The following is a 19488-nucleotide window of genomic DNA, read 5'->3' on the forward strand; positions in this document are numbered from 1 at the left end:
CCGGCGCATGGAAAAGGTGACCCGTGCGGCGATCGTGGGCGCGGCAAGGCGCTGGATCGGAACGCCCTATCGCCATCAGGCCGCCCTGCGCAGCGTCGGTGCCGATTGTCTCGGCCTCGTGCGCGGCGTGTGGCGCGAGATTTATGGCGAAGAGGCCGAGATGCCGCCCGCCTATACGCCCGACTGGGCCGAGGCGCGGGGCGAAGAAACGCTGAGAGACGCCGCGCGCCGGCATCTCTGCGAGATCGAGATTTCAGCGGCGCTGGCCGGCGATGTGCTCCTCTTCCGCTGGCGCAGGGGGCTGCCGGCGAAGCATGCGGCGATCCTTTCCGGCGAGACGACGATGATCCACGCGCATGAAGGGGCGGCGGTGGCCGAAGTGGCGCTGGTGCCCGCCTGGCGTCGGCGCATCGCCTATGCCTTCGCGTTTCCCAATCTCGACGGCAACGATGCGGAGAAGGGCTGATGGCGACGCTTCTGTTGAGCGCGGCGGGCGCGAGCCTCGGCAGCATTTTCGGCGGGGTGGGAGCGATCGCCGGACGCGCGCTCGGGGCGCTTGCGGGCTATGCGATCGACCGCAGCGTCTTTTCCACCGAGCGCAAGGCGGAAGGCGCGCGGCTTTCCGACCTGACCGTGCAGAGTTCGACCGAAGGCGCCCCGATCCCGCGCGTCTATGGGCGCGTGCGTCTGGCCGGCCAGGTGATCTGGGCGACGGATTTCGAGGAAGTCGCGACGACCGACACGCAGCGCGCGGGTGGCAAGGGCGGCGGCAGCAAGGTGACGACGACCACCTACAGCTACTTCGCCAATTTTGCCGTGGCGCTGTGCGAAGGCGAGGTGGCGCATATCGGCAGGATCTGGGCGGACGGAAAACCGCTCGATCCCTCGCTCGTCACCCTGCGCATCTATAAGGGCAGCGAGGACCAATTGCCCGACCCGCTGATTGCCGCGCATGAGAGCGACCCGCCCGCGTATCGCGGCACCGCCTATGTCGTCTTCGAGCGTCTGGCGCTGGCGGAATTCGGCAATCGCATCCCGCAGCTCTCATTCGAGATTTTGCGCCCCCTCGGCAGCATCGAAAAGGATATCCGCGCCGTCTGCGTGATCCCGGGGGCGGGCGAGTTCGTCTACGACACGGCACTTCGCCTCAGTGAGGGCGATCCCGGGACCTATGCCACCGCCAACACCTTTGCGCGCCGCGAGGAGGCGGATTTCGAGACCTCGCTCGACGAGCTCATGGATCTCTGCCCGCGCCTTGAATGGGTGACGCTGGTCGTCGCCTGGTTCGGCAACGATCTGCGCGCGCCCGAATGTCTGATCCAGCCGATGGTCGACGATGCCCATAAGCGGATCTCCGGCGGCGACTGGTCGGTGGCGGGGCTTACCCGCGGCGAAGCGGAGGTGGTCTCCTATATCGACGGACGTGCGGCCTATGGCGGCACGCCGAGCGACGAGACGGTCGTCCGGGCGATCCGCGAATTGAAGGCGCGCGGCCTGAAGGTGGCGCTTTTGCCTTTCGTGCTGATGGATGTGGCGGCGGGCAACGATCTTCCCGATCCGAGAAGCGGCGAGGCGGGGCAGCCGCCCTATCCCTGGCGCGGGCGCATCACGCTCTCCGTGGCGCCGGGGCGTGCCGGTTCGCCCGACAAGAGCGCGGCGGCGGCAGACGAGATCGCGGATTTTCTGGGCGAGGCGTCGCTCGGCCAGTTTTCGGCGGGCGCCGGGGGTGTTTCCTATTCCGGGCCCACGGAATGGCGCTATCGCCGCTTCATTTTGCACAATGCGTATCTGGCGAAGGCGGCGGGCGGGGTCGACGCGTTTCTCGTCGGCTCGGAAATGGTGGCGCTGAGCCAGATCCGGGCGGAGGCGAACCGCTATCCGTTCGTGGAGGCGCTGCGCGTGCTGCGTGGCGAATGCCGGCAGGTTCTGGGGTCGGCCACAAAAATCTCCTATGCGGCCGACTGGTCGGAATATTTCGGTCATCAGCCGGCGGATGGCTCCGGCGACGTCTTCTTCCATCTCGACCCGTTCTGGGCGGAGGCCGATTTCGTCGGCATCGACATTTACTGGCCGCTTGCCGACTGGCGCGACGAGCCGGGCCATGCCGACGAGGCAGCGGGGAGGTCGATCTACCGCTGCGATTATCTGCGCAAGAACCTCGCGGCCGGCGAAGGCTTCGACTGGTATTACGCCTCCGACGAGGACCGGAAGGCGCAGCGGCGCAGCAGGGTCACCGACGGGACGGCGGGAAAGCCCTGGGTGTTTCGCTTCAAGGACATCGAGAGCTGGTGGGAAAACCGGCATTACGACCGGCCCGGCGGCGTGGAACAGGCGACGCCGACGGCCTGGGTGCCGTTGTCGAAACCGATTTGGTTCACCGAATTCGGCTGTCCGGCCGTCGACAAGGGCGCGAACCAGCCGAACGTCTTTTACGATCCGAAATCCTCGGAAGGCGCGCTGCCGCATTTTTCCGCCGGCGAGCGCGATGATCTGATCCAGCGGCGCACCATCGAGGCGCTTCTGTCCGCCTATGACCCGAGCCATGCCGCGTATGCGGGGATGAACCGGGACGGGCCGAACGGTCCGATGGTCGATCCGGCGCATCTCACGCTCTGGACCTGGGATGCGCGGCCCTATCCCTGGTTTCCCGCGCTCGAGGATGTCTGGGGCGATGCGCCGAACTGGCGGTTCGGACACTGGCTCAACGGACGGCTCGGCGCCATGGACCTTGCCCGTCTGATCGAGGCGGTGCTGTCAGATCACGGTTTCGATGCGGCGGAAGTCGCCGATGTGCACGGGCTCGTGGAGGGGTTTGTCGTCGGCGAGCGGTCGTCGGCCCGCGCGACGCTCGAACCGCTTTTGTCCGCCTATGGTGTCGATGCGGCCGACGCCGGCACGACAATCCGGTTTCGCGGGCGGGCGCGGCCGCTCGATGCGAGCCTGTCGGACACGCTGCTGATCGATGCGGCTGAGACGCCTCTGACGACGCGGCGGCGGGCGCAGGAGACGGAGCTTGCCGCGGAAGTGGCGTTGCGCACCCTGTCTCCGGACAACGAGTACCGCATGGCGGCGGCGCATTCGCGCCGGCTCGCCGGGGGAAGCCGGCGCGTCCTGACGCTCGATCTGCCGATCGTGGCGCGCGATGCGGAGGCCGAAGCGCTCGCCGAGGCGATGCTCGCCGATCTGTGGCGGGGGCGCGAGGAGATCTCCTTCGCGCTGCCGCCGAGCTTTTCCGCGCTCGATGCGGGCGATGCGGTGCGGCTGACCCTGGAGGGGAGGTCCGACACGTTTCTGGTGACACGAATCGCCGATGGCGAGGCACGCGAGGTTGAGGCGCGGCGGGTGACGTTGCGGCGGAAGGCGATGGTGCCGGCCACGCCGACCCCGCCGGGGATCGTGACGCCGCCGGCCTATGGGCCACCGCTCGTCCATGCGATGGAGCTGCCGGCGCCGGCCGACGGCGAGAAGGCGCATCAGCCGCGGCTTGCTGCCTTCGCCGAACCGTGGCCCGGCACGCTCGCCGTCTATCAGGGCGAGGCGGGGGGCGGTTTTTCCTTTCTGTCGACGATCGCAACCCGGGCCACCTGCGGCCGGCTCGCGACGGCTCTGAGGCCCGGCCCGCTCGGCCGCTTCGACCGTGCCAATGCGCCGGAGGTGACGCTCTATGGCGGGGCGCTCGCCTCGCTGCCGGAGATCGATGTGCTGGCGGGCGGCAATCTCGCGGCAGTCAAAGCCGACGACGGGAGCTGGGAAATTCTGCAATTCGCCACGGCCGAGCTGATCGGGACCCGCCGCTATCGTCTCGCCCGGCTGTTGCGCGGGCAGGGCGGCAGCGAGACCGCGATGGCGGCGGGTGCGAGCATCGGCAATGCTTTCGTGCTGTTGAACGACGCCGTCGCCGTTCTGCCGATGGGGCTCGACGCGATCGGGCGGGACAAGCGTCTGCGCATCGGGCCGATCGCCGAAAGCCATGCGGCGGCGAGTTTCGTCGAGATCGCCGTCACTCCGGAGGGGCGGGGGCTGAAGCCGGCGAGCCCGGTGCATCTGCGGGCAAGGCGCGTTTCCGCGACGGGCGATGTGGCGCTGTCCTGGATCCGGCGCACGCACTTTGGCGGCGACAGCTGGGCGCTCGCCGACGTGCCGCTCAACGAGACACGCGAAGCCTATCGTCTGGAGATTTTGGACGGCGGTGCCGTGCGGCGCGAGTTGGAAACGGCAGCCCCGAATTTTGCCTATGCCGCCGCCGCGCAGCTCGCCGATTTCGGCGCTTTGCCGGAGGTGCTGACCGTGCGTGTCGCACAGCTCTCGGAGACGATCGGGCCGGGCTTTGCGGCCGAAGCGACGCTTCGCCTCTGACGGGCGGCGGCGCCGAGACAAGGCTTTTCAAAAACAGAGAGGGAGAGCGGCATGATCGCCGTCAAGGACCTGCGGACGATCGCGAGCGCGAGGGCGCGCACCGGCATTCTGGAAGGCGTGGCCGAGGGGCTTGCCCGGCACGGAGCCGCTTTCGGGCTCGACCGGCCGGAGATGCTCGCCGCGTTTCTCGCCCAGATCGGCCATGAGAGCGGGCGTTTTCGCTATCTGGAAGAGATCTGGGGGCCGACGGCAGCGCAGCGGCGCTACGATATCCGCGCCGATCTCGGCAACAGCCCGGAGACGGACGGCGACGGCTATCGCTACCGCGGCCGCGGGCTCATCCAGGTGACGGGGCGGGCGAACGTGGCGGCCTTTGCGGCCTGGGCGAAAGAGCGTTTTGCCGATGCGCCGGATTTTTTAGCCGAGCCGAACCGCCTGGCGGCTTTTCCATGGGCCTTCGTGTCGGCGCTCTGGTACTGGGAGAGCCGCGATCTCGGCCGGATTGCCGCGGCGGGCGATCTGATCGGCCTGACGCGGGCGATCAATGGCGGGACGAACGGCCTCGCCGACCGGCGGCGGCTTTATGTGCGCGCCGCGCTCGTGCTCCTCGGCCAGGAACTGACGAAGGGGGCGGTGAAACGCTTTCAGGCCGCGCGCGGCCTGACCCCTAACGACATCGCCGGAGCGAAGACGCTTCACGAGCTGCATGCCGCGCTCTCGGAACTGCCGGCGCTGAAGGCGGGCGCCGCGATGCGCCCGGCGCCTCAGGCGGGCCGCGCTGGTCCGCCCTGGGGCCTGATCTTTCTCACACTTTGCGTCCTGGCCGCTCTCGCAGCGACCATTTTTCTGTCTGGAGGAAAAATCTCATGACCACCGTCACTCAGCCGACGCTCCTGCCGACCAACAAGCTGACCGCGGCGACGTTTGCCGCCTCGCTCGCCAATCTCGCCCAGCTTCTCGTGGCGCGGCATTTTCCCGAATTCGCCGATCCGGAGATCTGGGCCCCGCTCGCCCCGGCGCTGGCGCTGATCGTCGGCTATTTCGTGAAGGACCGGGCGAATGTGTGAGGGGATGCGGAGACTCTCGAATGTTTGCATCCGGGAGCTGCACACAATCAACTTGAAATAGGCAGTCGCCCCGTCCACACTCGTGTGGACTTCCACAGTGGTGTGGCGGGCGATATGTTTCGATGAACTCTGCTGAACTCCGCAAGCTCTTGAAAGACCATGGCTGCAAGTTCGAGACTCATAAAGGCGGCAGCGGGCATCAGACCGTTCGGCGGGGTAACCGCAAGGCGGTCATTCCGATCCATGGCTCGAGCAAGGAACTCGGAAAGGGCCTCGTCGCCCGCATCCTCAAGGATCTCGGGATAAAGTGACGTGTCCATGTACTACGAAATCGCCATCGAAATGGACGAAGCCGAAGACGGGACTTTGAGTTGGCTCGTCTCGGTGCCTGAATTCCCCGAGATCACGACTTTCGGTGAGACGAAGGAAGAAGCCTGCCAGAGTGGTTTGAAGGCCATCGAGGAGGCGATCGCCGCGCGCATTGCAGATGGAGAGGCGATTCCTGCGCCGCATCACGAACCGAGCGGACATGGTTATCCTGTGCAGTTACCGGCGCTGATCTTTCTCAAGGCGCTGCTGTATATGCTCGCCAAGTCCAAGGGCGTGACCCGCGCGGAGCTTTCAAGAAGGCTCGGCTGGCATCGCGAGCAGGTGGACCGACTGTTTCGTCTGGATCACAAATCGCAGCTCGATCAGCTCGAGGCGGCTTTTGAGGCGCTCGGCGTACCGCTTGCCTTCGATATCTCGTTTCCGGAGGCCGCATAGGGCTGGATCTTCCCCAGAAACTCTCCGCCCCATTCAGCCCGCATTCAGCCGCTCGTGCTATGAGACAGGCATGATGATGTTGCGCCCCTTCCTGTCGGTTTTCGCCCTTCTTCTGTCGCTTCTGGTGGCCGGGGAGGCGGCTGCTGCCTGTCTTGGCCCCGGTGAGGCGCGCCAGGTGGTGGCGTCCGGCCAGGCCGTGCCGCTGTCGCAGGCGCTCCGGCGCGCCGGAATTTCCGGCGAGGTCGTCGACGTCAAATTGTGCGAGGCGGGCGGCGGCTATGTCTATCAGGCCTCCGTGCTCGGTCCGGACGGAAGGCTCCAGCGCGTCAACATTCCGGCGCGTTAGGCAAAGAGATAGGCTTTCGAAGACGAATCGCAGCCGATGAACATTGGCCGATGAACATTGGCCGGCGAACCCGGGCCGGAGAACACGGAACGGCGAAAATGGCCGGTCAAAAGAGGCGGTCGATAGCGGGCGCCAAATCCCGAGCAGAGACGAAAGGCGAAGGCTCTCATGCGCATTTTGGTCGTGGAGGACGACGAGAATCTGAACCGTCAGATGGTGAGCGCGCTCACCGAGCAGGGTTATGCGGTCGATGCCGCGCTCGACGGCGAGGATGGCCATTTTCTCGGCGAGACGGAGCCCTACGACGCGGTGATTCTCGATCTCGGCCTGCCGCAGATGGATGGGCTGTCGGTTCTGGAAGCCTGGCGCCGCGAGGGGCGCACCATGCCCGTCCTCATCCTGACTGCGCGCGACCGCTGGTCCGACAAGGTGCAGGGGATCGACGCCGGCGCCGACGATTATGTCGCCAAACCCTTCCATATGGAGGAGGTTCTGGCGCGCGTGCGCGCGCTGGTGCGGCGCGCCGCCGGCCATGCCTCGAACGACCTCACCGCCGGGCCCGTGCGCCTCGATCTGAGGGCGAGCCGCGTGACGGTCGACGGCAATCCGGTGAAGCTCACCTCCCACGAATACAAGGTGCTCGAATATCTCATGCACCATCGCGGCAAGACGATCTCGCGCACGGAGCTGACGGAGCATCTTTACGATCAGGATTTCGACCGTGATTCCAACACGATCGAAGTTTTCGTCGGGCGTCTCAGAAAGAAGCTCGGCATCGATCTGATCGAGACGGTGCGCGGGCTCGGCTACCGCATCGATCCGCCGGGGGGCGAGACCGACGGCGCCGATGCTTGAGAGGCTGCATCCGAGAAGCTGGAGCCTCAGGCGCAGCACGTCCGAGGGACGGGCCAAGGGGCAGGGCTCGCTCAGCCTGCGGCTCGCCATCATCGCGGCGGCCGGCACGACGGTGGCGCTGCTTCTTGCCGCCATTCTCTTCATTTCGCTTTTCCGCGACAGCCTGCAGCGCAGTTTCGATTTCCGCCTGGTGGCGCTGCACAAGGCGCTCGTCGGCGCCGTCGTCGCCTCGGGCGAGGGGCCGAACGAAACGCAGGTGGCACTCGGCGAGCCACGCTTTTCCCTGCCGCAATCGGGCTGGTACTGGCAGATCCGCGACATGGAGACGGGCGCTGTTCTGACCGCCTCGCCGTCGCTCTTCGGCGATCATCTCGCCGTCGACGATCTGCCCGACCCGGACGGGCGGCCGCGCCGCCTCTCTTTCGACGGGCCCGGGGGACGCGGCCTCAGAGCCGTGGAACGCCAGATCACCAAGCCGGACGGCAAGCGCCTTGCGGTGCTGGTGGCCGGCGATGCCCGCGGCGTGGCGCGCGATATTTCCAGATTCACCACCATCGTGGCGATCACGCTCGGCATCTTCGGACTGCTTCTCGCGATCGGCGCGGCCGTCCTGATTCGCTTCGGGCTTCGACCCTTGCGCGATGTGCGCGCCGCCTTGCAGGAGGTCCGACGCGGCGAACGGGTCAGCCTCGGGGGGCAATGGCCGGACGAAATCGCCCCGCTTGCCGAAGATCTCGATGCGCTCATCCTCTCCAACCGCGAGATCGTGGAACGGGCCCGCCGCCATGTCGGCAATCTTGCGCATGCGCTGAAGACCCCGCTCGCCATTCTGCAGAACGAGGCGGAGGCGGGCGAGCGCGAGCTTGCCGAGCGCGTCGGCCGCCAGGTGGAGGTGATGCGCGGCCAGATCGGCCATCATCTCGACCGGGCCCGCATCGCCGCGCAGACGAACGTCATCGGCGCGATGACGCCGGTGGCGCCCGTGGTGGAGGCCCTGGCGCGCGTCATGCAGAAGGTGCATGGCCGCGACCGTCCGCTCGAGATCAGCGTGCATTGTCCGGCAACCCTCGTCTTCCGGGGCGAGAAGCAGGATCTCGAAGAGATGGTCGGAAACCTCCTCGACAATGCCTGCAAATGGGCGGGCTCCGAGGTGACGCTCTCGTGCCTGCCCGCCGGCGACGGCAATGCGCGGCGCGCGCGGCTCATCATCACCGATGACGGGCCGGGGCTTGCGCCGGACGAGCGCAAGAAAGTGCTGGCCCGCGGCATGCGGCTCGACGAGACGAAGCCGGGCTCCGGTCTCGGCCTGTCGATCGTGGACGAACTCGCCCGCATCTATGGCGGCGCTTTGACCTTGGAGGCGGCGCCCGAAGGGGGCCTGAAGGCCGTGCTCGACCTGCCGGTGGCGGAAAAGAACGGATAGGCCGTCGGAACGTCTGCTCCTTGAAAGGTGAAGAGGCCTCCGACCGCAATTTTGCCATCCTGCTCTGGAACCGGTTCGCTCGATCTGCCATGGATTGGCCGAGGGGTTTTTTCGAGAGGATTGTTCAATGAGACTTGCAGTGACGAGTGCCGCGATCGGTGCTCTGTTTCTCACCGCTTGCCAGACCGAGCCCGGGGGGATGGGGCAGCGCGAAGGCATCGGAACCCTCGGCGGTGCCGTGGTCGGTGGCGTTCTCGGCAACCAGATCGGCCATGGTTCGGGTCGTGTCGCGGCAACCGCGATCGGCGCGCTCGCCGGCGGCCTGATCGGCAACCGCGTCGGCGCGAATATGGACCAGCAGGCCCGTCAGCAGGCGCTTGCCGCCGAATACCAGGCGCTCGAATACGGCGCGCCGGGCCGTCCGGTCCAGTGGCAGGCGAGCACGGGCAATTACCGCGGCGAGATCGTTCCGGGACAGACCTACCAGATCAATTCCGTCGATTGCCGCGACTATGCGCACACGATCTACATCGAAGGCTCGCCGCAGGTGGCCCGCGGCACGGCCTGCCGTCAGCCGGACGGCACCTGGCGTCCGGTGAGCTGAGCTCGGCAGATTTCAGTGTGATCACAGGCCGCGGTGTTGTGCCGCGGCCTGAAAAAGTGACCTGCCGCGAGGTTCTTGGGCATCCTATCTAGACGAAAGCGTGTTCGTCGCATTGTGACCTGGACTTTGGACGGGTACATCTAGCCCAAGTTAAGAGCTTGAGATCTCATGCTTCTCTGGTTGGCGATTGCAATCTTCACGGTCATCGCAGTTCTGGCCGTCGTTCTTCCTCTCCTGCGGGAGGGAAAACCCGTCGATTCGCGTGAAAACTATGATGCGGCAGTTTATCGTCGACAGCTCGACGAGCTCGAGCGCGATCGCGAGGCCGGACGGATCGGGCCGGAAGAGGCCGAAGCGGCGAGGGCCGAGATCGGCCGCCGGCTGATCGCTGCCGACCGCCGCGAGGCGGCGCGCACGGCCGCCGCAGGGGGCGGCTTCCGGCGCGCGGCGACGGCTGCCGTCGCACTCGTCGGCATCCCGCTCATTGGCCTCGGGCTTTATCTCGCGCAGGGCTCTCCGGGCCTTCCCGACGAGCCCTTGCGGGCGCGTCTCGGCGATGCGCCGGACAGCAAGAACATTTCGCTTCTCGTCGGACGCGTGGAAGACCATCTGGCGCGCAATCCCGACGATACACGTGGCTGGGAGGTGCTGGCGCCCGTCTATTCGCGTCTCGGCCGTCCGGTCGACGCCGCCCGCGCCTATCGCAACGTGATCCGCCTCGGCGGCTCCACGCCAGCGCGGCAGACGGCGCTCGGCGAAGCGCTCGTCATGGCCTCTGGCGGCATCGTCACCGACGAAGCGCGCAAAGCTTTTGAAGCCTCTGCCGAATCGGGTGCCGAGCTCGACAGCGATACGGCCAAGGCGCGTTTCTATCTCGCTCTCGCCATGGAGCAGGAAGGCAACAACGAGGGCGCGACGACCGCCTTGCACGCGCTTCTCGACGACGCGCCCGCCGATGCCGCCTGGCGTCCGGCGATCGAAGAGACGGTCGCCCGCATCGAGCGGGCGGAGAAGGACACGGCGGCAGCGCTCTTTGCCAAGCCGAACAAGCCGGCGCTCGGACCTTTGCGCGAGAACGCGCCGAGCGCGCGGGCGGACGCGGGTGCGCCGCCTGCTGCGACGCCCACGCGTGGGCCGAGCCAGGAGGAAATGGACGCCGCCGGCGCCATGGCTCCTGAAGATCGCATGGCAATGATCGAGGGGATGGTCGACAATCTGGCCGATCGTCTCGAGAAGAAGCCCGACGATGCGGATGGCTGGATGCAGCTCGTCCGCTCCTACGCCGTGCTCGGACGGCGCGAAGATGCCGCCGAGGCCGCACGCACGGCCCTTGCGTCGGTCTCCGACACGGAGAAGCGGCGTGAAATCGCTCAGCTCGCCCAGGACCTGCGTCTCCCGGGCATGGAGGAGATGACGCAATGACCCGCAAGCAACGCCGTTTGTCGCTCATTGCCGGAGCCGGATTGGTGCTTGCGAGCGCCCTCGGCCTGGTAGCCTACGCGCTCAACGACCAGATCGTCTTCTTCTATGCGCCGAGCGAACTCGCCGAAAAGAACATCGCCCCGGGCTCGCGCATCCGGCTCGGCGGCCTTGTCGCCGAAGGGTCGGTGAAGCGTGAGAAGGACGGCGAAGTCTTCTTCTCCATCACCGATACGGCGCAGGTCGTACCGGTCATGTATCGCGGCATCCTGCCGGACCTGTTCCGCGAAGGGCAGGGCGTCGTGGCCGAAGGCCGGATGGAGCCCGACGGCAGCTTCCATGCCGACAGCGTGCTGGCCAAGCACGATGAGAATTACATGCCGCGCGAGGTCGCCGATTCCCTGAAATCGCAGGGCCTGTGGCAGCACAACCAAGAGACAGCGACGCAGTGATGTCCTGGATGTCTGGCTTTTCGATCGCTGAACTCGGCCATTACGCGCTCGTCCTGGCGCTGGCGCTGTCGCTCATTCAGTCGACGGTGCCTCTGTGGGGAGCTGCGGCGCGCGACAACCGGCTGATGCGGGTGGGCACCGTCTCGACCCTCATCGGCTTTCTGTATGTGGCCTTTGCCTTCGGCGCGCTCACCGTCGCCTATATCAATTCCGATTTCTCCGTAGCGAATGTCTGGGAGAACTCGCATTCGGCGAAGCCACTTCTGTTCAAGATTTCCGGTGTGTGGGGCAATCACGAAGGCTCCATGATGCTGTGGGTCCTGATCCTGTCGCTCTTCGGGGCGCTGGTGGCGGCCTTCGGCGGCAATCTGCCGGTGACCTTGAAGGCGCGCGTGCTCGCCGTGCAGGGCTGGGTCGCGACGGCGTTTCTGCTCTTCATCCTGACCACCTCGAACCCGTTCCTGCGTATGATGCCGGCGCCGGGCGAGGGCCGCGATCTCAACCCGATCCTGCAGGATGTCGGCCTCGCCATTCATCCGCCGCTTCTCTATCTCGGCTATGTCGGCTTCTCGATCGTCTTTTCGTTCGCCGCCGCTGCGCTCATCGAAGGCCGCGTCGACGCGGCCTGGGCGCGCTGGGTCAGGCCCTGGACGCTGATGGCCTGGATCTTCCTGACGCTCGGCATCGCCATGGGCTCCTACTGGGCCTATTACGAGCTCGGCTGGGGCGGCTGGTGGTTCTGGGATCCCGTCGAGAACGCCTCCTTCATGCCGTGGCTGGCGGGAACCGCTCTTCTGCACTCGGCGATCGTCATGGAGAAGCGGGGCGCCCTCAAGATCTGGACGATCCTGCTGGCGATCCTCACCTTCTCGCTGTCGCTGCTCGGCACGTTCCTGGTGCGCTCGGGCGTGCTCACCTCCGTGCACGCCTTCGCGACGGACCCGACGCGCGGCGTCTTCATTTTGGCGATCCTGGTTCTTTTCATCGGCGGGTCGCTGGCGCTTTTCGCCTGGCGGGCGCCAGAGCTGAAACAGGGCGGCCTGTTCGCACCGATCAGCCGCGAGGGCGCGCTTCTCTACAACAATCTCTTCCTGGTGGCGGCAACGGCGACGGTCTTCGCCGGCACGCTCTATCCGCTCGTTCTGGAAGCGCTCACCAAGGACAAGATTTCCGTCGGCGCGCCGTTCTACAACATCACCTTCGCGCCGCTAATGGTGCCGCTGCTTCTGGCCGTTCCCTTCGGGCCGATGCTCGCCTGGAAACGCGGCGATCTATTCGCCGCAGCACAGCGCCTGCTTTTCGCCATGGTGCTGGCCGTCGTGGCACTGGTGGCGACCTTGATCATCGAGGGCGTGCAGCATCCGCTCGCACCGATCGGTGTCGGTCTCGGCATCTGGCTGATCGCCGGAGCCGCCAACGAGATCATCGACCGCTCTGGCATCGGACGCATGCCGCTGAAGACCTCCTGGGCGCGCTTTACGGGCATGCCGCGGACGGCCTTCGCGACGGCGCTCGCCCATGCCGGCCTCGGCGTGACGGTGATCGGCATCGTCGCCACGACGACCTATCAGACCGAGACGATCGTCTCCGTGAAGCCCGGAGAATCTCTGGAAACCGGCGGCTACACGCTGACCTATCAGGATTACGTGCCGCATACGGAGAACAATTACCGCGAGGAGCTCTACCGCTTCGTCGTGTCCCGCGACGGCGACGTTCTCCTCGCCATGGCGCCGGCGAAACGCTTCTATTCCACGCGTCAGATGTCGACCACGGAAGCGGCGATCAAGACCTTCTGGTTCTCGCAGCTTTACGTGTCGATCGGCGATCAGCACGATGACGGCTCGCTCACCGTGCGCGCCTATTACAAGCCGCTCGTCACCTTCATCTGGCTGGGTGCGGTTTTGATGGCGATCGGCGGGACGGTGTCCCTCTCTGACCGACGCTTCCGCATCGGTGTCGCCAAACCCGCACGCGCCAAGCGTCTGCAGGAGGCAAAGGCGTGAAACGCTTCTTGATTGCGTTTGCTCTTACGGTGCTGCTTCTTCCCGCAGGAGGGGCGCTGCAAAGTGGCGGCAGCTTCGACCTCGTCTCGCAGGCCTGGGCGGTCGAGCCCGACGAGATGCTGAAGGATCCGAAGCTGGAGGCGCGCGCGCGCGACCTTTCCGAACATCTGCGCTGCCTCGTCTGCCAGAACGAATCGATCGACGATTCCAATGCCGACCTCGCCAAGGATCTGCGCCTTCTCGTGCGCGAGCGCATCAAGGCCGGCGACACGGACGATGAGGTGAAGAAGTTCCTGGTCGATCGCTACGGCGAGTTCGTCCTGTTGCGACCCGTGCTCGACTGGAAGAACCTGATCCTGTGGGCGGCGCCGGTGATCGTGCTTCTGATCGGCGGCATCGCGCTCTTCATCCGCTTCCGCGGCACGCGCGTCCTGTCGGAATCGAAGCTCTCCGCCTCCGAGGAGCGGGCGCTCGCCGATATTTTGAAGAAATACTAGAGCCGCCGCACCTTCATCGTCTGGAAAGCGCCTGAGGCTCTTGTGGGCGGACTTTGCTCCGCGGCAAGTGTGGCCCGCGGGTCGCAGGGCGCCGTGAAAGCTTCCGGCCAGCCGCAGCAGCTGCAACAAGGACGCCCGCCGCCTTGCCGGAAGATCGCGGATCGATCAGAACTGCGATCGATTCCCGTATTTCGCCAGCCGCAATGGGCCTCCATGACCAAGCCCTGCCTCAGTCTCGTCATTCCGATGCACAACGAGGAAGAGTGCCTGGACGGCCTCTTTCGACGGCTCGAAACCGTGTTGGGCGAGCTTGGCATTTCCTACGAAATCGTCTGCGTCGACGACGGCAGCCGCGACCGGACGCTGGCGGCCCTGATCGAGCGCCAGAAACACGCGCCCTATCTGCGGGTGATCGACCTCTCGCGCAATTTCGGCAAGGAGGCGGCGCTGACCGCCGGCCTCGACGCCTCGCGGGGCGATTGCGTGGTTCCGATCGATGCCGATCTGCAGGACCCGCCGGAGCTCATCGGCCGCATGCTGGAGAAGTGGCGCGAGGGCTACGAGGTCGTCAACGCCGTGCGCTCCGAGCGCCAGACCGATACGCCGATGAAGAGGTGGACGGCGGGCCTGTTCTACTGGTCGGCGAACAAGCTCTCGGAAATCGAGATCCCGCCGAATGTCGGCGATTTCCGGCTCATGGACCGCAAAGTGGTCGATGCCATCTGCGCGCTGCCGGAACGCAGCCGCTTCAACAAGGGGCTGTTCGCCTGGGTCGGTTTCCGCCAGACCAGCATCGAATATTCCCGCGAGGCGCGCTTTGCCGGCGAGACCAAGTGGAAGTACTGGCGGCTGTGGAATTTTGCCCTCGACGGCATCACGTCCTTCAGCTCCGTGCCGTTGCGCATCTGGAGCTATCTGGGCGGAGCGATCGCGGGACTGGCGATCGTCTATGCCATCATCGTCATCGTGCGCACGATGCTCTTCGGCCGTGACGTGCCGGGCTATCCGTCCCTGATCGTCGCCATCATGTTCTTCAACGGCCTCACCATGCTGAGCCTCGGCGCGATCGGCGAATATCTCTCGCGCATCTTCATCGAGGCGAAGCAGCGCCCGCTCTACATCGTCCGCAAGATCTACGAGCCGGATGCTGAGCCCGACGAGGCGCCCGACGAGGCGCCCGACGAGGCGATGCGGCAGGGTGAGGCCGAAGCGTGACGGCCCGGCTCCGCGTCCCGGCGGCGCTTTTCCTTCTGCTCTGCATCCTGTCGGTCGGCGTCGCCTTTGCCTGGGCCAAGTCGCTCTACTCGTTTCAGTTTGGCGATCAGGCGCTGTTTTACGATTTCGCACGCTGGATCAACCACGGCGAAATCTACATTCGCGACTTCATCCATTTTCGCACGCCGGGGACTTACTATTATCTGGCGCTGGGGCAGCGGCTTTTCGGCGAGACGTTTCGTGCGACCTCGTTTGCGATCCTGCTGGGACCCTACCTGTTTCAGATCGCGGCGAGTTTCGCTCTGGCGCTGGCCGCGACGCGCGCCCTTCTCGGGCGTACTTCCTTCGCGATCGCGGTTTTCGTCGCCGCAACCTTCCTCTTCCTGACGCCGATCTTCCAGCTGCGCACGGCCATCCCGGCACTGGCGCTTGCTGCCTATCTCATGACGATGGGGGGAACGACGCCGCGCGCGGATCGGGCGTGGACCCTCGCCGCCGGCGTATTCCTCGGCCTCAGCTATTGGGTCGGCCAGGAAGTCTTCCTTCTTCTCGCCTGGGTGATCTTCTGGGTCGAGCTTGCCGCGCGCAAGGAGCCTTTTGGAGAACGGGTACGGCGCCTTGTGTGGATCGCCGGCAGCAGTTTTGTGGTCGTGGCGGGAGGCATTGGAGCGCTGGCGCTGCAGGGCATGCCGGTCGGCGAATATCTCTATTACACGTCGATCTACGCGCTCTTCATCCAGCCCGCCGGGATGGACCTGCCGTTCCCGCCCTTCGCGATCGAGAATTTCGCCTATTACGTCTTCTTCCTCGAGATCGCGCTGATCGGAACTCTGTTCGTTTTAAGCGGCGTCTTCGCCGAGCCCGCCGCGATCGCGTTCTTGAGCTACGCGATCCTGCGGTTGGTCTCCGCCCTCGGGCGTTCCGATTATCTCCATCTCGTCTTTTCGATCTCCGAACTCGTCGTTCTGACGCCGATCGCCATCGCCATGATCTGGGCGAGGCGGCGGGAGGTGGTTCGCGCGATCGATCGGCGCGCGCCGCGGCGCCTGATCGAGGCTCTCTTCGTCGCGCTTGCGATCCTCATTCTCTTCGCTGCCGCGATCTCGACCTCCTCCCTGGTGCTGCTTCTGGCGCCGCCGCTTTTGTGTCTCGGCGCGAGGATGCAAGGCTCGCCCGCGAATGAACCGGGAGGCGCATCCTCGGGCCTGACGAACCTCGTCGCCGGGGTGCTCGGATTGGTCGCGATGGTTGCGGTCTTCTATCCGAATTCGACGGCGGCGTTTCGCTTCGGTACCGACGCTCTCTTCTACTCCGTGCCGTCGCGCCCCCTCATCGGTGGCGTTCAATTTGCTCCGGACCAGGACCAGGAGCTGAAGGGGGTCGAGGCCTTCTTCGAGGAGCATCGCCCTCAGCGCATTTTCAGCTACCCGATCCGGCCGATCTATTATGCCTTCGCGCCCGAGCACGCGACGCGGCTCACCTATCTCGAGCCGCAGACGACGGAGGCGGAAGTCGCCGGCCTGATCAGCGATCTCGAGATCGCGCCCGCCGATGTGATCGTGCAGGATGTCGGCCAGATGCTGCGGGCGAGGCCCGTGCTTTATCCGCTCGCCGACTATATCGCCTCCAATTACCGCACCGCGCATGTCAACCGAGAGGGCCGGCTTCTGGAGCTTCGGCTGCCGCGCGATGAGATGCGCCCCACGATGCGTTTGATGGACCGCTATCGTCAGCTCGCCGGAGAGAATCGCGGCCGGGTCGGCTTTCGGGCGATCGATGGCCCCGGGAACAGTGCCGGGGCCGGTGGTGGTGACAATGAAGCGAGATTGGTCCTGGAGGCCAAGGGCCGGATTTCTCATCGCCTGGCGGTCGCCGACGACTGGGTCTTCACGACCGCGCTCCTGGAATGTGCAGACTGCGCCCGCGAGGCGGACGTGGAACTCATGCGCGGCGAGAAGGTGACGCGGATGCGCCTGAGCGCGGGCGCGGCGGCCGACACGATCCCCATGCCCGCGGGAACGGGGCCGGTGACGGTGATCTTTCAGCCGAACGCCGACGGCAAAAGAGCCGCCTGGATCGATCCTCGCTTCGAAGGGCCGGTGAAGTGACGGCGGGGAGGGGCGCGTGAAGCGGCTGCAACCGCGCCTCGATGCGCTCGTCGCGCGTCTGCCGCTGACGGCCGTGCAGTATCTGAAGTTCGGCATCGTTGGTGGCCTGGCGACCGCCTTTCACAGCGTCCTCTTCGTCCTCTTCATCGAGGTGTTCGGTGCCGAGCCGATGCTCGCCAATACGCTCGCCTTCGCCTGTGCCGTAATCGTCTCATACCTCGGCAATTACCGCTGGACCTTCGGCGCGACCCGCCGGAGCTGGGCGAGTTTTGTCAAATTCGCCGTCGTCAGCCTGATCGGCTTTGCGCTCAACAGTCTGGCGATCTTCATCATCGTCGAGGCGATGGCGCTGTCCTATCTCTGGGTGCTGCCGTTCATGGTCGGCGTCGTGCCGATCGTGGTCTTTGCGCTCAACCGCGGCTGGACTTTTGGCGAGGCGCGGCGCGTCGGCTGAGGCGCACGGCCGCCCGGGGATGCGGGCGGTCGCAGGCTGCGACGGCAGACGCGATCCCGGGAGATCTTCTCCGGATTACGAAGTTTTAATTCCAAGGTCACTGCGCGGTAAGCCGGGCTCACCTATCTGTGAGCGTGCAGCAGGACCTCATTGCCCCTGTCCCCTGCTGCGGCCTCCAGTCCGCTCCGCGCGCCCCCCCGCGGAGCGGACATCGAGTTAACGCCCTGGAGAACGAGCAATATGACGAACAACAAGAACCGCGTTTCGACACTTGGAAAGTTCCGGAATGCGCTTCTCGCCAGCGCTGTGACGCTTGGCGTAGCGGGTGTGGCTGCCTCCGGCGCCATCCTGTCCGACACGCAGCCGGTCCGCGCCGAGCAGGTGCAGGTTCAAAACCAAGGTCCGGCCGATTTCACCGGTCTCGTGGAGAAGGTGAAGCCCGCCGTCGTGAGCGTGCGTGTGAAATCCGAAGTCAATCCCGTGACCTTCCAAGGCGATGGTCGCCGCTTTTCCATGCCGGATCTGCCCGACGACAATCCCTTGAACGAATTCTTCAAGCGCTTCGGCCCGCGCGGCTTCGACTTTGACGACAACGACCGCGGACGCAGCCCCCACCATCGCAATCATCCGCGCTTTGGCATGAGCCAGGGTTCCGGCTTCTTCATTTCGCAGGACGGCTACATCGTCACCAACGACCATGTCGTCGAGGACGGCTCCGAAGTGACCGTCGTCATGGAAGACGGCAAGGAGCTGCCGGCCAAGGTCGTCGGCGTCGATGAGCGCACCGACCTTGCGCTCCTCAAGGTCGACGGCAACGATTACACCTATGTGAACCTTTCCCAGGACGCGCCGAAGATCGGCCAGTGGGTCGTGGCGGTCGGCAACCCGTTCGGGCTTGGCGGCACCGTGACGGCGGGCATCGTGTCCGCAGACGGACGTGACATCGGCGCCGGCCCCTATGACGATTTCATCCAGATCGACGCGCCGGTGAACCGCGGCAATTCCGGTGGCCCGACCTTCAACATGAAGGGTGAGGTCGTCGGCGTGAACACGGCCATCTTCTCGCCCTCCGGCGGCAATGTCGGCATCGCTTTCGCCATTCCGGCGAATGTCGTGAGCGACGTCGTCTCCGAGCTGCGCAAGGACGGCGCGGTGACCCGCGGCTGGCTCGGCGTGCAGATTCAGCCGGTGACGGAAGACATCGCCGAAGGCCTCGGGATCTCCTCCACCGAGGGCGCGCTCGTGGCCGACCCGCAGGATGGCGGCCCGGCCAAGCAGGCGGGTATCCAGGCCGGCGACATCATCACGCAAGTCGACGGCAACAAGGTCGACGGCCCGCGTGAACTCGCCCGCATGATCGCCGCCTACGATCCGGACACCAAGGTCGAGCTGACGGTTCTGCGCGATGGTCGCGAACGCACGATCGACGTGGAACTCGGCAAGCTCGGCAAGCAGACGGCGTCTGCCGACAGCCAGGACAGCGGCGATCAGGCCGCGCCGACGAGCCTTGAAGGCCTCGGTCTTGCGGTCGAGCCCAACCAGGATGGCGACGGCGTCGTCGTCATCGGCGTCGACAGCGGTTCGGCGGCCGATCAGAAGGGCTTCGAGGAAGGCGACGTGATCGTGCGCGCCGGCGGCAAGTCCGTGCGCAACGGCTCCGATCTCGAAGACCAGATCGCTGCCGTCAAAGAGCAGGGCCGCAAGGCGGTGCTTATGCAGGTCGAGCGCAACGGCAATTCGCGCTTCGTGGCTCTGCCGACCGACGACCAGGGCTGACGACAAGAAGCGGGGCCTCCTCTCCGGCCCCGACTTCAGAAACGGCCTTTCGGCGGTTAAAGTCGCCCCCACCGCCGGCCGTCCGGAGCGGCGGATCGCAGCGCGATCCGCCGTTTCGCGTCTCAGCCCCACCAAGGAGACGGAAAGG

General features: G+C 65.8%; 18 protein-coding genes. All 18 read left to right on the forward strand.

The window, feature by feature from the left end; all coding sequences use genetic code 11:
- Window positions 1–7 precede the first annotated feature (7 nt).
- The 18 genes from L0F51_RS18055 to L0F51_RS18140 all read left to right on the forward strand — a co-directional run bounded on the left by L0F51_RS18055 (window position 8) and on the right by L0F51_RS18140 (window position 19340).
- Window positions 8–466: an NlpC/P60 family protein gene (locus tag L0F51_RS18055; RefSeq protein WP_234630567.1), complete on the forward strand. Its 459-nt coding sequence runs from the start codon at window positions 8–10 to the stop codon at window positions 464–466.
- Window positions 466–4356 carry a glycoside hydrolase/phage tail family protein gene (locus L0F51_RS18060; protein WP_234630568.1) on the forward strand — a complete coding sequence of 1297 codons (3891 nt, stop codon included), beginning with the start codon at window positions 466–468 and terminating at the stop codon, window positions 4354–4356. The genes L0F51_RS18055 and L0F51_RS18060 overlap by 1 nt, the downstream gene beginning before the upstream one ends.
- A 51-nt stretch (window positions 4357–4407) precedes the next feature.
- Entirely contained in the window at window positions 4408–5226 is an 819-nt protein-coding gene (locus L0F51_RS18065; RefSeq protein WP_234630569.1) for a glycoside hydrolase family 19 protein, read from the forward strand.
- Complete coding sequence (locus tag L0F51_RS18070; protein ID WP_234630570.1) at window positions 5223–5423, forward strand: hypothetical protein; 201 nt, start codon at window positions 5223–5225, stop codon at window positions 5421–5423. Before L0F51_RS18065 ends, L0F51_RS18070 begins: the two co-directional genes overlap by 4 nt.
- A gap of 122 nt (window positions 5424–5545) precedes the next feature.
- Window positions 5546–5734 carry a type II toxin-antitoxin system HicA family toxin gene (locus L0F51_RS18075; RefSeq protein WP_234630571.1) on the forward strand — a complete coding sequence of 63 codons (189 nt, stop codon included), beginning with the start codon at window positions 5546–5548 and terminating at the stop codon, window positions 5732–5734.
- Between the two features lie 31 nt (window positions 5735–5765).
- A complete protein-coding gene (locus L0F51_RS18080; protein WP_234630572.1) occupies window positions 5766–6188 on the forward strand; it encodes a type II toxin-antitoxin system HicB family antitoxin in 423 nt (140 codons plus the stop codon).
- Window positions 6189–6258: 70 nt separating this feature from the next.
- Complete coding sequence (locus tag L0F51_RS18085; protein ID WP_205649906.1) at window positions 6259–6534, forward strand: PepSY domain-containing protein; 276 nt, start codon at window positions 6259–6261, stop codon at window positions 6532–6534.
- 168 nt (window positions 6535–6702) lie between these two features.
- Window positions 6703–7389 (forward strand): response regulator transcription factor, encoded by a 687-nt coding sequence (locus L0F51_RS18090; RefSeq protein WP_128292609.1) that lies wholly within the window; start codon window positions 6703–6705, stop codon window positions 7387–7389.
- Complete coding sequence (locus tag L0F51_RS18095; RefSeq protein ID WP_234630573.1) at window positions 7382–8812, forward strand: ATP-binding protein; 1431 nt, start codon at window positions 7382–7384, stop codon at window positions 8810–8812. The genes L0F51_RS18090 and L0F51_RS18095 overlap by 8 nt, the downstream gene beginning before the upstream one ends.
- Window positions 8813–8939: 127 nt before the next feature.
- Window positions 8940–9416: a glycine zipper 2TM domain-containing protein gene (locus L0F51_RS18100; RefSeq protein WP_234630574.1), complete on the forward strand. Its 477-nt coding sequence runs from the start codon at window positions 8940–8942 to the stop codon at window positions 9414–9416.
- A 168-nt stretch (window positions 9417–9584) separates the two neighbouring features.
- Complete coding sequence (gene ccmI, locus L0F51_RS18105; protein WP_234630575.1) at window positions 9585–10838, forward strand: c-type cytochrome biogenesis protein CcmI; 1254 nt, start codon at window positions 9585–9587, stop codon at window positions 10836–10838.
- Window positions 10835–11287 (forward strand): cytochrome c maturation protein CcmE, encoded by a 453-nt coding sequence (ccmE, locus tag L0F51_RS18110; RefSeq protein WP_234630576.1) that lies wholly within the window; start codon window positions 10835–10837, stop codon window positions 11285–11287. The genes ccmI and ccmE overlap by 4 nt, the downstream gene beginning before the upstream one ends.
- Entirely contained in the window at window positions 11287–13290 is a 2004-nt protein-coding gene (locus tag L0F51_RS18115) for a heme lyase CcmF/NrfE family subunit (RefSeq protein WP_234630577.1), read from the forward strand. Before ccmE ends, L0F51_RS18115 begins: the two co-directional genes overlap by 1 nt.
- 32 nt (window positions 13291–13322) lie before the next feature.
- Window positions 13323–13787 (forward strand): cytochrome c-type biogenesis protein, encoded by a 465-nt coding sequence (locus L0F51_RS18120; RefSeq protein WP_370642459.1) that lies wholly within the window; start codon window positions 13323–13325, stop codon window positions 13785–13787.
- A 213-nt stretch (window positions 13788–14000) separates the two neighbouring features.
- On the forward strand, window positions 14001–15002 hold the full coding sequence (locus L0F51_RS18125; protein ID WP_234630578.1) for a glycosyltransferase family 2 protein: 1002 nt from the start codon (window positions 14001–14003) through the stop codon (window positions 15000–15002).
- Entirely contained in the window at window positions 14999–17110 is a 2112-nt protein-coding gene (locus L0F51_RS18130; RefSeq protein ID WP_234630579.1) for a hypothetical protein, read from the forward strand. The genes L0F51_RS18125 and L0F51_RS18130 overlap by 4 nt, the downstream gene beginning before the upstream one ends.
- Before the next feature lie 16 nt (window positions 17111–17126).
- On the forward strand, window positions 17127–17564 hold the full coding sequence (locus tag L0F51_RS18135) for a GtrA family protein (RefSeq protein WP_234630580.1): 438 nt from the start codon (window positions 17127–17129) through the stop codon (window positions 17562–17564).
- A gap of 240 nt (window positions 17565–17804) precedes the next feature.
- Window positions 17805–19340, forward strand: coding sequence for a Do family serine endopeptidase (locus tag L0F51_RS18140; protein WP_234630581.1), 1536 nt, complete (start codon window positions 17805–17807; stop codon window positions 19338–19340).
- Window positions 19341–19488: the final 148 nt, after the last annotated feature.

Origin of the sequence: Afifella sp. H1R, from assembly GCF_021462425.1 — a bacterium.
GTDB lineage: Bacteria > Pseudomonadota > Alphaproteobacteria > Rhizobiales > Afifellaceae > Afifella > Afifella aestuarii.

What these genes read in the sequence shown, in the direction of transcription:
- L0F51_RS18055 (WP_234630567.1), top strand. Translation starts at nt 8, where the DNA reads ATGGAAAAGGTGACCCGTGCGGCGATCGTGGGCGCGGCAAGGCGCTGG.
- L0F51_RS18060 (WP_234630568.1), top strand. Translation starts at nt 466, where the DNA reads ATGGCGACGCTTCTGTTGAGCGCGGCGGGCGCGAGCCTCGGCAGCATT.
- L0F51_RS18065 (WP_234630569.1), top strand. Translation starts at nt 4,408, where the DNA reads ATGATCGCCGTCAAGGACCTGCGGACGATCGCGAGCGCGAGGGCGCGC.
- L0F51_RS18070 (WP_234630570.1), top strand. Translation starts at nt 5,223, where the DNA reads ATGACCACCGTCACTCAGCCGACGCTCCTGCCGACCAACAAGCTGACC.
- L0F51_RS18075 (WP_234630571.1), top strand. Translation starts at nt 5,546, where the DNA reads ATGAACTCTGCTGAACTCCGCAAGCTCTTGAAAGACCATGGCTGCAAG.
- L0F51_RS18080 (WP_234630572.1), top strand. Translation starts at nt 5,766, where the DNA reads ATGGACGAAGCCGAAGACGGGACTTTGAGTTGGCTCGTCTCGGTGCCT.
- L0F51_RS18085 (WP_205649906.1), top strand. Translation starts at nt 6,259, where the DNA reads ATGATGATGTTGCGCCCCTTCCTGTCGGTTTTCGCCCTTCTTCTGTCG.
- L0F51_RS18090 (WP_128292609.1), top strand. Translation starts at nt 6,703, where the DNA reads ATGCGCATTTTGGTCGTGGAGGACGACGAGAATCTGAACCGTCAGATG.
- L0F51_RS18095 (WP_234630573.1), top strand. Translation starts at nt 7,382, where the DNA reads ATGCTTGAGAGGCTGCATCCGAGAAGCTGGAGCCTCAGGCGCAGCACG.
- L0F51_RS18100 (WP_234630574.1), top strand. Translation starts at nt 8,940, where the DNA reads ATGAGACTTGCAGTGACGAGTGCCGCGATCGGTGCTCTGTTTCTCACC.
- ccmI (WP_234630575.1), top strand. Translation starts at nt 9,585, where the DNA reads ATGCTTCTCTGGTTGGCGATTGCAATCTTCACGGTCATCGCAGTTCTG.
- ccmE (WP_234630576.1), top strand. Translation starts at nt 10,835, where the DNA reads ATGACCCGCAAGCAACGCCGTTTGTCGCTCATTGCCGGAGCCGGATTG.
- L0F51_RS18115 (WP_234630577.1), top strand. Translation starts at nt 11,287, where the DNA reads ATGTCCTGGATGTCTGGCTTTTCGATCGCTGAACTCGGCCATTACGCG.
- L0F51_RS18125 (WP_234630578.1), top strand. Translation starts at nt 14,001, where the DNA reads ATGACCAAGCCCTGCCTCAGTCTCGTCATTCCGATGCACAACGAGGAA.
- L0F51_RS18140 (WP_234630581.1), top strand. Translation starts at nt 17,805, where the DNA reads ATGACGAACAACAAGAACCGCGTTTCGACACTTGGAAAGTTCCGGAAT.